Below are 12207 nucleotides of genomic sequence, written 5' to 3' on the forward strand. Positions count from 1 at the left end.
ACGTGTCGCTATTGATGGTGTGCGGGATTAAGAGTTGTCATGCCACAGTTGAGCGAAGCGCTCTTTGGCGTGTCTCCCGAAGGGCGGGTATGTCAGACACACCATCGATTACGCTCTACCGCTTGCAGGCCTGTCCGTACTGCGAGCGCGTGGTGCGAAAGTTGCAAGACTACGACGTCGAATACGAGTCGCGGTTCGTCGAGGCAATGCACGCAGACCGCAACGTCGTAAAGCGCATCAGCGGGAAGCGAACCGTCCCCGCCATCGTTGACGAGAACACGGGCGTCACCATGTCTGAGAGCGCAAACATCGTCGCATATCTCGACCGCGTCTACGGCGAGGAGGCGGCCTAATGGTCGACTTCGACGTCGTCGAACTTCCCGAGACGGACCATGTGGACGTGGGCGACGACGCCCCTGATTTCACGCGCCCGCTCGTAAACGAAGAGTTCTGGGAGGACGTAGCACTCTCTGAGCTGCTCGAAGACGGCCCCGTATTGCTCGTCTTCCACACGATGGACGGCGCGTTCCCGTCGACCTACATTTGGAACCAGATTCGTGACCGCCAGTGGGGCGACCACCTGCAGGTCGTTGGCCTCTCCATCTCCTCACCCTACGAACACAAGACGTTCATCGCAGAGCGCGAGATGGACTACCAGCTTTTCTCAGACCCCGCAAACGAGGTCGCAGAGGCCTACGGCATCGTGAACGACCTAGACGGGATGTCGGGCATCGAAGAGCCCCGGCCAGCCATCTTCCGCATCGACGAAGACGGCACCGTCGACTTCGCGTGGGTCGCCTCCGAGTGGCCAGACTTCCCCGAGTACGACGCCGTCGAAGAAGTCATCTCAAACTGAGCAATGGCAGTCAGCGACGCAGACCTCGAGCGTGCCGCACGTGCCATCCACGACGGTGACGCGGTCATTTTCCCGACTGAAACCGTGTACGGGCTCGGCGCAGACGCACTCGACCCGGCCGCCATCAATCAGGTTTTCAAGCTAAAGGGACGCTCACGGGACAAGCCACTCTCGCTCGGCGTTCCCGACGTGGAGACGGCACTCGCCTACACCACGCCGACCGACCGCGAACGCCGGTTCATGGAGGAGTTCCTGCCGGGACCGGTGACGGTCATCGTTGAGCGGAAGCCGGTGGTTCCAGACGCGCTCACGGGCGGCCTCGACAAGGTCGGGATTCGGATTCCCGACCACGAGGTGGCGCTCTCGCTCTTGGGCAAAGTCGAGCCAGTGACCGCGACGAGCGCGAACATTAGCGGCCAGCCGAGCGCCCACGTCATCGAAGACATCGACCCGGAACTCCGCGAGGCCGTGGCCGTCGTCCTCGACGCGGGCGAAACCCGCGGCACCGAAAGCACCGTGGTCGACGTGGAAGCGGGCGTCATCCACCGCCGGGGCACCTGGGCCGACGACATCGAAGCGTGGCTAGGAGAGCAGTGAGCGCAACGAGCGCGTTTTCACCCCGCATTTGGTGCGAAAGTCACACGCGCCACACTTCTCGCGGTTTTTGAGGCGGGGCGGCGGCCCGTCTAACGCTCGGACAGTTCGAAGTGCCCGACGGTAGGCTGCCTTTTTGCGAGTCGTTAGACGCACCTCGCGGACGATGCCGTGGGTTGGAAATTCAACGAACGCGCGTTCGACTGGTGTTTTGCGCTCCCACGAGAGTGCCTTCGCGGCGGCGACGGCGTGGACGGTTTGGGGATGCCAGACGCCCTCTGGTGGCGGCGATCCAGTGAATACGAGAGAGGGAACCGGCGGGTTGTCAAGAACTTTGTGTGCGACGCCGCGAACGTCTTTCCCCTCGAGAGAGACCATCTCTGTTGGTGGGGCTGCTAACTCCTCGAACCGGTCGAAGCGCGCACGGGCACAGTGCAGATTCGTTCGAAACTGGGTGGGCGTCACGGGAATTTCGTCTGGGAGGCTGCTTGCCTCCAACAATTCAGGATACTGGAAAGCCAGTTTCCGTTTATCAGCAACCTCGGGCGGCGGCGACCGGTCGTCTTCTCGACGCTCGTAGTACAACTGACGCGGGCAGTAGGCGGCGATGGCGAGATCTCGGAACGTCGGCACAGCCTGCGCTGGTTCCGGAATCGGATATAAACTTCAGGGTGAGGGCAGTGCGGTCGCTAAAGTAGTCAGAAAATGAAGTTATGCGGTGCTGTGCGGTTGCGGTAGCCAGCAAGCGTTGCATCCGATCGCGAGCGAAGCGAGCGGTCGGCCTTTTTCAGGCGTGTTTTTGCGCGGAGCGGTGCGCGAAGCGCACCCGAAGCGTAAAAAGATGCGTTAGAAGGAAACGTTCGACTCCATCCCCTCAGTCGCGTCTTTGAGGCCGGTTTCGCGGGTGGATTTGGTCATTGAGGTGCTGATGGCATCAAGGATTTCTTCGAAGTCAGTCACGAAACGGTCGCTGACGCGGCGGCGTTCAGCTTGGGTTTTGATGACGCGGGTGGCGCGTCGAATCGTGGCGTCGTCGGTGTCGAGGTCGGCGGCGATGGTCGTAACGGGAGTGTCGTCTGCGAGTGCGGAGCGCAGCGCGTCGAGGTCAATATCGGCGTCGAGGTCGCTGTCGCGGACGAGATGGAGGTCCATGCGCGCGTCGAAAACCGTTGCTGGCGTCACGTCGAGCATGGTGGCGATGTCCTCGTCGGCTGCATCGTCATAGTAGGCTTCCACAAGCGTGGCGAGTTTCGCGTCCGGAAGTTCTGTCGTGAACGCGTAGCGCTCACGCATTTTGTCGATGATGGCGGTGAGACGTTTTCTCACCCCTGTTTTCGACGTGAGCGACCCGCGGCTCGCTTCCTGCTGTTCGGTCACGGTGGTGTCACCTGCGACCGAGAGGAAGAGATCTCGGAGGGATTCTGTTTTTTCGTCCATAGCTGCGATACCGAGAATCTGAGACCGTGGAAGGGTAAATAGCTGTTGGCGAGCCAGCTCGTCAACCGAAGGATTAACTGTGGTTGACGGGAAGGGGAGAGATGATGTTTGCAGTTGAACTTCCGGGTGAGTGCAGATGAGTGTCGATACGAGCGATGTGAACCTCGTTGGTGACGAAGTCGTACTGAACGTGGCGCGGGCAGCGCTGATGGCCGCGTTGACGGGCGCATTCGCGTACATTTCGTTCCCAATTCCGTTTTCGAGCGTGCCGTTTTCGATGCAGGTGCTCGGCGTGTTCCTCGCCGGACTCCTGCTCGGCCCCGTCTGGGGTGGCGCGTCGATGGCACTCTACTTGCTTGCCGGAGCGGTTGGCGCACCCGTGTTCCAGGGCGGTGCGGCGGGCGTTGGCCACCTGTTCGGGAGCACCGCAGGCTACCTCTGGTCGTACCTGTTCGCGGCCGTCATCATCGGCTTCATCGCCCACGGCGGCCTCGAAATCAAGCCAGCCGAGGAGCTTCCGGTTCCGCAGATGGTGGTCGGCCTCCTCGTCGGGACGGCCGTCATCTACGGGCTTGGCGTCCTTGGTCTCATCGTGATTGCAGACCTCGGCGCAATGGCGGCGCTCACGGCGGGTGCGCTCGTGTTCATCCCTGGTGAGCTGCTGAAAATCGCCGCAGCCGTGGCAATCGTTCGGAGTGACCGCCTCGTCGCTGCATGATTGCGGTTGACGGTCTCGTCCACCGCTACGCCGGTGTCGCCGCTGTAGACGACGTCTCGCTCTCGATTGCCGATGGTGAATGTCTCATTCTCGCCGGGCCGAACGGCTCTGGCAAAACGACGCTCGTGCGTCACCTGAACGGCCTGCTCGAACCAGACGAGGGAACCGTCCTCGTGAACGGCGTTTCCGTGCAAGAAGACCTCGTCGCCGCACGCGTCGCCGTTGGCATGGTGTTCCAAGACCCGCGCGACGGCTTCGTCGCCGCGACGGTTGGCGAAGATGTGCGCTTCGGGCCGGAGAATCTGGGACTCGCACACGACGAAATCGACCGACGCGTCGAAGCCGCGCTCGCGGCGGTGAACATGGCAGGCCGAGAACGCGAGCGCATCGACCGGCTGTCGGGTGGCGAACAAGAGCGCGTCGCCATCGCGGGCGCGCTTGCGATGGAACCTGATTTCCTCGTCCTCGACGAACCGTTTACCGGCCTCGACGAACCCGCTCGCCAGTCCGTGCTCGCGCGACTCGAATCGCTGCAGGACTCCGGGACGGGCATCATCGTCGTGACCCACGACCTGCGCGACGTGTTTTCGCTCGCAGACCGCGTCGTGGTGATGAGCGATGGCTGTGTTGGTGTTTCCGGGACACCTGACGAGGTGCTCGACGCGCTGCCCGACCTCGGCGTTCGCCCGCCATGTTGACGTACGAACCCGGCGAGTCGGTCGCCCACGCGCTCGACCCGCGAACCAAGTTAGCGTTCCAACTCGCGTTTGCGGTCGCGGCGTTCGCCCACACAACACCCGCAGGATTGGCCGCGCTGTCGGGCGTCGCGGGCGTTTCACTCTGGGTGTCGAAGACGCCGCTTCTCGCCGCGCTGCGTGAGTTGCGCATCGTCCTCGCAGTGCTCGTGTTCGCGCCAATTCTCGAAGGACTGGTGCTTGGCCCGCCGTGGTTCTCGATTGCAGAAGCGACTGGCCCCACACTCGCCAGCTATCGCGCGGTGCTCATCGTCCTCGTCGCGGCGACCTACGTCCGGACGACTCCAGCGCGCGCCTCGCGAGCGGCGATTCAGCGCGTGATTCCCGGAAAAGCTGGCCAATTCCTTGGGATGGGCGTCTCGCTCGTGTTCCGGTTTCTGCCCGTGTTGCTCGCGGACATTCACCGGATGCGGATGGCGATACAGGCGCGTCTCGGCGACCAGCGGTCGATTCCAGAGCGGGCGAGCATCATCGCGCTGTCTGGACTCGCGCGGGCGTTCTCGCGCGCGGACACGCTGTCGCTGGCACTCCGGGCGCGGTGTTTCGCGTGGAACCCGACGCTCCCTCGCCTGCGCTTTGCGCGCCGTGATGTGCCCGGACTGGTGGCGGCGGCTGGGTTGGTGGCCGTCGCCTTCGTATGAACTTTCACCAAGTTGTATATTTACGGAGACGGAGCCATCGCTAGGCTTGCGTCGGTGACAAGACTTAAGCGCGTATTGTTCCACGGTGATTATAGATGACACTCCTCCTTCAGGCGGGAGCGACGCAGACGCGGCCGACGTTTTGGCAGATCAGCCCAGTCGGTGAGGTGCTGTTCTACTATCTGGCCGCCGTCGTCGTCGCCGTTTTCCTCTACGGCGTCTACGACCGCTTTGCCCGCTACAGCCGAGGTACGGACGACTGGTTCGAGCGCCTCGACGACCTGCCCGGCCGCATCGTGAGCGCCGTGAAAATCGTCGGCTCGAACGAGAAACAGTTCAACAGAGACCTCTACGGCGGCGTGATGCACGCCTTCATCATGTGGGGCTTTCTGACGCTGCTCATCGGGACGACAATTCTCGCCATCGACATGGACATCTGGACGAAGGTGCTTGGCCAGCCCTCGTTCTTCGTAAACGAGTTTTATCTCTCCTACTCGCTCGTGATGGACGCCCTTGGCTTCCTCTTCGTCGTCGGTATCGGCATGGCGCTGTATCGGCGCTACGCCCTCCGTACCGACCGGCTCTGGGGCAAACACACCTCGCTCGAAGATGACCTCTTCATCTGGACCCTCTTCTTGCTCGGCGTCGGTGGCTACCTCACCGAGGGGGTGCGCATCCTCGCACAGGACTTCCCCGAGTTCGAAACCGTGAGCTTCGTCGGCTGGTTTGTCGCAGACGTGCTCAGAGTCGCGGGCATGACGCCCGAGATGGCGCTCTCGTTCTACCCGATTACGTGGTGGAGCCACGCGCTGCTCGCGCTCGTGTTCGTCGCCGCCGTGCCGTACGCGAAGCCGTTCCACATGATTTCGAGTTTCGCAAACGTCGTCACCCGCGACGAAATGGCCGGCAAACGCCTCCCCGGCGTGCCCGCAGACGCCAGCCCGGACGAAATTGGCGCATCTTCGATTGACGACTTCTCGTGGAAGCAGATTCTCGACCAGGACGCCTGTACGAAATGTGGCCGCTGTTCGTCGGTCTGTCCGGCAAAAGCATCCGGTCGCCCACTCGACCCACGCGACGTGATTCTCGACCTGAAATCCTACCGTGAAGGGCTGGATGCAGGTCGCACCGAAGAGATGCCGATTATCGCAGACGGCGGCACGAGCGTCATCGACAGCCACACGATGGAATCGTGCATGGCCTGCATGGCCTGCATGGACGCCTGCCCGGTCGAAATCGAGCACCTGTCTTCCTTTACGGAGATGAACCGGCGGCTCACCGAGTCCGGCCAGATGGACGAGAACGTCCAAGAGGCGATGATGAACATCTTCTCGAACGGCAACTCCTTCGGTGACCCACAGCGAAAGCGCGCAGACTGGACCGACCAGTTGGACTTCGAGATTCCGGACGCGCGCGAGGAGGCTGTTGAATATCTCTGGTACGTCGGCGACTACCCGAGCTACGACGAGCGCAACAAGCGCGTCGCCCGCGCACTCGCGACCATCTTCCACGAATCCGGCGTGAGCTTCGGCATTCTCTACGACGACGAGCAGAACGACGGCAACGACGTGCGCCGGGTCGGTGAGGAAGGCCTCTACGAGATGCTCACCGAGGACAACATCGCCGCCTTCGAGGAGTGTGACTTCGAGAAGGTCGTCTGTACCGACCCGCACTCCTACAACACGTTCAAAAACGAGTACCCGGACTTCGGCTGGGGCGGCGAAGTCTACCACTACACGCAGGTTGTCGAAGAACTCGTGAACTCCGGTACGCTCGGCCTTCGTGGAACGGAACTCGACTACACCGTCACGTACCACGACCCGTGTCACCTCGGCCGGTACAACGACGAGTACGAAGCACCCCGCGAGGTCATCCGCGCGACGGGCGTCATGCTCGATGAGATGCCGCGAAACCGCAGCAACTCGTTCTGTTGTGGTGGCGGTGGCGGTGGTCTCTGGATGGACTTCGAAGAGACCGCAAAGCCGAGCGAAGAGCGCATCCGCGAAGCGCTTGAGGACACAGACACCGGCAGTGCGGTCGAAAAGTTCGTCGTCGCCTGTCCGATGTGCATGACGATGTACGAAGACGGCCGCAAGACCGGCGATTACGAAGACGACATCGACGTCGTGGACATCTCCGAACTCGTCGTCGAGGCGCTCGGTGCGATGGACAAAGCGAACCTGTAGAACACCCGTCGCGTCGTTTTTTGGTGCAGATTTTTTGTGCGAGCGGTATGCGTCTCGCACAAAAAAGGTGCATGGACAAAGCGAACCTGTAGACCACTAACCCCGCTCTCGTTGTTCGATTGCTTACAGAAAGGTTGTTCTGCTGATTTTTAAGTGAACGCTGTTCGCATATGCAGACATGGATCCTCGCATTCGTGAGCAAGCAGAGGTTATCGTGAATCACTCGACGGGCGTCGAACAGGGTGACAACGTCATCATCACTGGCTCTCCCGAGTCAGAAGACCTCATCGTCGCCGTCTCGGAACTGTGTGGTGAAATCGGCGCGACCACAGAGGTCAAAATAAGCAGTGAGCGAGCGACACGGGCCTACATGCGAGCGGTCGACGAAGACGACATCACGCTAAACGAGATGGCGCTCGCGGGAATCGAGGCCGCGGACGTGTTTATCGCCATCCGCGGGCAGTCGAACATGAACGAGCAAAGCGACGTCCCACCGAAGAAAAACCAGAAGCGAGCGGCCGAGAACCGCGATATCCAGGAGGCCTACTTAGCGAAACGCTGGAATCTTACGCAGTTCCCGACGGCGGCGGGCGCACAGAAAGCAGAGATGAGCACCGACGCCTACGAAGACTTCGTCTTCAGCGCGGTCAACAAAGATTGGGACGCCGTCGAGGAACACCAAGCGCAACTGGTCGAACTGCTCGAAGATGCGGACGAAGTCCACATCAAATCCGGCGACACGACGGACGTGACCATGTCCATCAAAGGCAACCTCGTGCTCAACGACTCGGGGATGCACAACATGCCCGGCGGCGAAGTGTTCACCGCGCCCGTCCCCGACTCCGTCGAAGGCGAAGTCCTGTTCGACAAGCCCGTGATGGTGCAGGGTCGGGAAGTCAACGGCGCGTGGCTCAAATTTGAAGGCGGCGAAGTCGTCGAGTTCTCCGCCGAGAAGAACGAGGACGTACTCGAATCGCTCCTCGAAACCGACGACGGGGCGCGTCGGCTTGGGGAGTTAGGAATTGGAATGAACCGGGACATCGACCGGTTCACCTACAACATGCTGTTCGACGAAAAGATGGGCGACACCGTCCACATGGCCGTCGGTCGCGCCTACGACGACACCGTTGGCGAGGGCAACGAGCAGAACGATTCGGTGGTGCACACTGACATGATTGTGGACATGAGCGAGGACTCATTCATCAAGGTCGACGGCGAGGTCATCCAGCGCAACGGGACGTTCATTTTCGAAGACGGCTTCGAAGAATAGCCACACGCAACGCGGTTTTCGGGGCGGGCGAGACATGTAGCGTCTCGCAGCCGCAGTGAATTGAAGATTCGAAGACGGCTTCGACGGCTGCGAGGCGGCCTTATCTCTCACAGACACCTTCCTCTAGCATGGCAGGGAAACGAGTCGGGATACTCGGGAGTGGGGACGTTGGACAGGCGCTCGGCCGAGGGTTTGCGGCCCACGGCTACGAAGTCATGCTCGGCACGCGAAGCCCCGATAAACTGGGCGAATGGGTCGAAGCGGTAGACGATGCTGGCTCGGTCGGTTCCTTCGCAGAGGCGACTGCGTTTGGCGATATCGTCGTGCTCGCGCTGAACGGCGAAGGTGCAGAGAACGCCCTTGCGATGGCTGGTCCCGAGCCGTTCGCGGGCAAACTCGTCCTCGACGCGACGAACCCACTCGACTTCTCTGCAGGAATGCCACCCCACCTGTTCACAGGTGCACAGGACTCACTCGGCGAGCGGATTCAAGCAAAGCTCTCCGATGCGCACGTCGTCAAATGCTTCAACACGGTCACAAACGCCCAGATGATAGACCCGGTGTTCGAAGCCGAACCGCCGAAAATGTTCATCTGCGGGAACGACGAAGCGGCGAAAGCAGAGACCGACGCGTTACTCAAAGAACTCGGCTGGCCCGGCGCGTTCGACGTGGGCGACATCACCGCGGCGCGCTATCTCGAAGCGCTCGTTCCGCTTTGGGTGCGAGTCGGAAGCAAACTCGACACCTACATGCACGCCTTTACGGTCGTGAAGTAGCTCGCCAACTACCCGAGCGCGTAGAGCCAGCCGTCGTTGAGCGCCACGTAGAGTCGGTCGTGGGCGGGGGCGAGCGTTGCCCGGAGTGGGGCAGAGAGACGCTCGCGCAGCGCGAGTTCGCGCGTCCAGCGGGTCGACCCGGCTTCGAGGCCGATGAGCAAGCCGTGTTCGGTTGTGAGCGCAACGGTCTGATTGGCGGCGACAAGCGGTGAGGAGACGCCACCGTTGAGAAACGACCGCCACTGCAAGTCACCTGACGCTGCGTCGAGGCCGGTCACGCGGCCAGTGGCGTCCGCAACGGTGACGGCGTCTGCGGTCACGCACGGACACGAGAGGCCGATTTTCTCACCGAGGGTGCGCTCCCACACGCGAGTGCTATCGGTTTCAAACACGCTGAGGCCACTCGCGGTGGTGGCGTAGACGCGACCGTTCGCCACGACGGGCGGCCGAGTGAGCGGGGCAGAAAGCCGACGCCGCCAGCGAATCTCGCCGGTCGCTGCCGCAAGCGAGGCAAGTTCGCCGCCGTCTGCGACGAACACCGAGCCGTCGTGGAGCGCCGCGCGCGGCCCGTCGGTTCGCGCGACGATGGACGTTGTCCACTGGCGGTCGCCGTCGTGGCTAAACGACGACACGCCGCCGTTTGGGGCCGCCGTGAGCACCACAATTCGGTCGTCGGTGACGACCGGTGGACCGTGGGCGGCGCTGTCGAGAAAGTTCGTCCAGCGGGTGTCGCCGGTCGCGTTGTCGAACTTCGCAAGTCGTGGGCCGGACGGCCCGCTCGCCGTCACGAGGAGGCCGTCTTCGGTGACCGCGAGGCCACTCACTGTTTTGTGCGAAAAGTCGCGCGACCAGAGCTGGCCGCCGCCGGGCGCAGAAAGCGCCGTCACCCGCGAGGCAGCGGCGGCGTACACGGTGTCCGTGTCGGTGACGATGTGCGGGGTGACCGAACCGCCCGTCTTCGGCGCGAGGTGGTGCTGCCACGCCTCCGCTTGGTTCTGCATGGGGTCGGATGCAGGATTCTGTCCGGTTCCCGACGGCCCGAAGCCAGCCATCGGCCAGGGCGCGGTCGCCGTAAACTCCGCGACCGGGTCGGGCGGCGGCGACGTCGTCCGCGCCCCGACACACCCGCAAACCCCAACACTGCCCACCAAAGAGAGAAACCCCCTACGTTGCATTATTGACAGCTTTGCGGGTCGGTCGGTAATAGTTGTTGAAATGTCAAAGAGCGATTTCACCGACCCTGTACCGTGCTACCACTCGTCTTCTAAGATGGCGTAGTAACGCGTATCGACGAATTCGCCGTCGTCGTACTCCTCGTCGCGGTGCGTTCCCTCGTGGGTGAAGCCGAGTTTTTCCCAGATACGCTGGGAGGCAGAGTTCGTTTCGAGCACGCGCGTCTGCACGCGGTGGAGGCGCTGTTCAGAAAAGGCGAAGTCGAGAATGAGCCGTGAGGCAGCCGTGCCGTAGCCGTTGCCATGGAACTCGGGGTCAACCCAGATGGCGATTTCGGCGTGGCCCTCGCGGCGGGCGAGTTTGAACAGCGTAATCATGCCAACCGGCGTGTGCTCGTCGGGCGTGCAAATCAGCAGGTGAAACGAGTCTTCCTCCTTCGAAATGTGCTCTTCGAAGTACTGGCGCGTCTCGGCCATCGTCCGTGGGGTGGTCGAGGTGAGCGGGCGGCGCACGGCGGGGTTGTTGATGTTGCGATTCATGAACGACAGGTCGTCTTCGGAAACCGTACACAACACCACGTCGTCGCCGAGCAGGAATGGGTCGCCGGGCATATAGAAAAGTTGACGAGTGTCGTGAAAGCAGTTACGAGAGTAAGGTACCCATCCGAGAACCCTTTTAGCGTTCCTCACCCACGTGCGAACATGAACCTCACCCACCGGCCACGCCGCCTGCGAACCGACGGCGTTCGCCCCCTCGTGCGCGAAACGGAGCTGTCTGCGAGCGACCTCATCACGCCTGTGTTCGTCGATGCGACCATCGACGAGCGTGTCCAGATTCAGTCGATGCCGGGCCACGAGCGCGTTCCGCTCGACGATATCGTGAACCGTGTCGAGGAGGTCAGAGAGACGGGCGTCGAAGCCATCATGCTGTTCGGCATTCCGAAGTCCAAAGACCCAGATGGCTCCCGCGCGTGGGCCGAAGACGGCGTGATTCAGGAAGCCACGCGCCGGATTACGGCGGAGACAGACGCCTACGTCATGACCGACATCTGCCTCTGTGAGTACACCGACCACGGCCACTGCGGCCCGCTTGAGGAGGGCGCGCCCGAACACGAACACATGACGGTAGACAACGACGCGACGCTGCCACTGCTCCAGAAAATCGCCGTCTCGCACGCCGAAGCCGGGGCCGAGATGGTTGCGCCGAGCGGGATGATGGACGGGATGGTTGGGGCGATTCGAGAAGGACTGGACGAAGCCGGGCACACCGACGTGTCGATTATGGCCTACTCCGCAAAGTACCAGAGCGCGTTCTACGGGCCGTTTCGCGACGCGGCCGACGGTGCGCCCTCGTTTGGTGACCGGCGTCACTACCAGATGGACCCCGCAAACAAGCGCGAGGCGCTCCGCGAGGCAACCCTCGACGTAGAACAAGGCGCGGACATTCTGATGGTGAAACCCGCCCTGCCGTACCTCGATATCGTCTCCGACCTGCGCCGTGAGTTCGACCATCCGATTGCGGCCTACAACGTGAGCGGCGAGTACGCGATGCTCCACGCCGCCGCGGAGAATGGGTGGTTGAATCTCGAAGAAGTCGCCTACGAATCGTTGCTTTCGGTAAAACGCGCTGGGGCCGACCTGATTCTCACCTACTTCGCCGCAGACCTCGCAGACCGGCTCTGAGGCGCGCCACGCGCGCTCTTGGCCGACACTCAGGCGAAACACAGTAGACAATTGTCCAGCTTTTTGCTGGACAAACGGTTGATTTCGTGACAGAGAATAACCTTAAACAGATAATAGTG

14 protein-coding genes are annotated in these 12207 nt (G+C 62.0%); 10 read left to right on the forward strand and 4 right to left on the reverse strand.

Annotated elements, in window-relative coordinates:
• Nucleotides 1-89 precede the first annotated feature (89 nt).
• From V5N47_RS06960 to V5N47_RS06970, 3 genes are read left to right on the forward strand one after another with little or no spacing between them, the layout of a single operon-like run.
• A complete protein-coding gene (locus V5N47_RS06960; RefSeq protein ID WP_338730148.1) occupies nucleotides 90-353 on the forward strand; it encodes a glutaredoxin domain-containing protein in 264 nt (87 codons plus the stop codon).
• Nucleotides 353-856 (forward strand): redoxin domain-containing protein, encoded by a 504-nt coding sequence (locus V5N47_RS06965; RefSeq protein WP_338730149.1) that lies wholly within the window; start codon nucleotides 353-355, stop codon nucleotides 854-856. The genes V5N47_RS06960 and V5N47_RS06965 overlap by 1 nt, the downstream gene beginning before the upstream one ends.
• A gap of 3 nt (nucleotides 857-859) precedes the next feature.
• Complete coding sequence (locus tag V5N47_RS06970) at nucleotides 860-1453, forward strand: L-threonylcarbamoyladenylate synthase (RefSeq protein WP_338730150.1); 594 nt, start codon at nucleotides 860-862, stop codon at nucleotides 1451-1453.
• On the opposite strand, the gene V5N47_RS06975 is transcribed toward V5N47_RS06970, so the two are convergent.
• Together V5N47_RS06975 and V5N47_RS06980 are read right to left on the reverse strand one after the other, a co-directional pair.
• Nucleotides 1439-2083 (reverse strand): hypothetical protein, encoded by a 645-nt coding sequence (locus V5N47_RS06975; protein ID WP_338730151.1) that lies wholly within the window; start codon nucleotides 2081-2083, stop codon nucleotides 1439-1441. The genes V5N47_RS06970 and V5N47_RS06975 overlap by 15 nt on opposite strands.
• Nucleotides 2084-2296: 213 nt before the next feature.
• Complete coding sequence (locus V5N47_RS06980) at nucleotides 2297-2887, reverse strand: conditioned medium-induced protein 4 (RefSeq protein WP_338730152.1); 591 nt, start codon at nucleotides 2885-2887, stop codon at nucleotides 2297-2299.
• 136 nt (nucleotides 2888-3023) lie between these two features.
• Here V5N47_RS06980 and V5N47_RS06985 point away from each other — a divergent pair, with 136 nt between their 5' ends.
• From V5N47_RS06985 to V5N47_RS07010, 6 genes are all read left to right on the forward strand, one after another.
• Nucleotides 3024-3605 (forward strand): biotin transporter BioY, encoded by a 582-nt coding sequence (locus tag V5N47_RS06985; protein WP_338730153.1) that lies wholly within the window; start codon nucleotides 3024-3026, stop codon nucleotides 3603-3605.
• Nucleotides 3602-4303 carry an ABC transporter ATP-binding protein gene (locus V5N47_RS06990; protein ID WP_338730154.1) on the forward strand — a complete coding sequence of 234 codons (702 nt, stop codon included), beginning with the start codon at nucleotides 3602-3604 and terminating at the stop codon, nucleotides 4301-4303. The genes V5N47_RS06985 and V5N47_RS06990 overlap by 4 nt, the downstream gene beginning before the upstream one ends.
• Entirely contained in the window at nucleotides 4297-5001 is a 705-nt protein-coding gene (locus tag V5N47_RS06995; RefSeq protein ID WP_338730155.1) for an energy-coupling factor transporter transmembrane protein EcfT, read from the forward strand. The genes V5N47_RS06990 and V5N47_RS06995 overlap by 7 nt, the downstream gene beginning before the upstream one ends.
• A 95-nt stretch (nucleotides 5002-5096) precedes the next feature.
• Nucleotides 5097-7187 (forward strand): (Fe-S)-binding protein, encoded by a 2091-nt coding sequence (locus V5N47_RS07000; RefSeq protein ID WP_338730156.1) that lies wholly within the window; start codon nucleotides 5097-5099, stop codon nucleotides 7185-7187.
• Nucleotides 7188-7365: 178 nt separating this feature from the next.
• The gene (locus tag V5N47_RS07005) at nucleotides 7366-8457 is read left to right on the forward strand and encodes an aminopeptidase (RefSeq protein WP_338730157.1); all 1092 of its coding nucleotides are present in this window, start codon (nucleotides 7366-7368) and stop codon (nucleotides 8455-8457) included.
• Nucleotides 8458-8516: 59 nt separating this feature from the next.
• Nucleotides 8517-9233 (forward strand): NAD(P)-binding domain-containing protein, encoded by a 717-nt coding sequence (locus tag V5N47_RS07010; protein ID WP_338730360.1) that lies wholly within the window; start codon nucleotides 8517-8519, stop codon nucleotides 9231-9233.
• Between the two features lie 8 nt (nucleotides 9234-9241).
• Here the strand turns inward: V5N47_RS07010 and V5N47_RS07015 are convergent, their stop codons facing one another.
• Nucleotides 9242-10408 carry a PQQ-binding-like beta-propeller repeat protein gene (locus V5N47_RS07015; protein WP_338730158.1) on the reverse strand — a complete coding sequence of 389 codons (1167 nt, stop codon included), beginning with the start codon at nucleotides 10406-10408 and terminating at the stop codon, nucleotides 9242-9244.
• Nucleotides 10409-10483: 75 nt separating this feature from the next.
• Entirely contained in the window at nucleotides 10484-11017 is a 534-nt protein-coding gene (locus V5N47_RS07020; RefSeq protein ID WP_338730159.1) for a GNAT family protein, read from the reverse strand.
• 90 nt (nucleotides 11018-11107) lie between these two features.
• On the opposite strand from V5N47_RS07020, the gene hemB reads away from it, so the two are divergent.
• Nucleotides 11108-12088 (forward strand): porphobilinogen synthase, encoded by a 981-nt coding sequence (gene hemB / locus V5N47_RS07025; RefSeq protein WP_338730160.1) that lies wholly within the window; start codon nucleotides 11108-11110, stop codon nucleotides 12086-12088.
• Nucleotides 12089-12207: the final 119 nt, after the last annotated feature.

The organism is Haladaptatus sp. DJG-WS-42, from assembly GCF_037198285.1.
In the GTDB taxonomy this organism is placed as follows: Archaea; Halobacteriota; Halobacteria; order Halobacteriales; family Halococcaceae; genus QDMS2.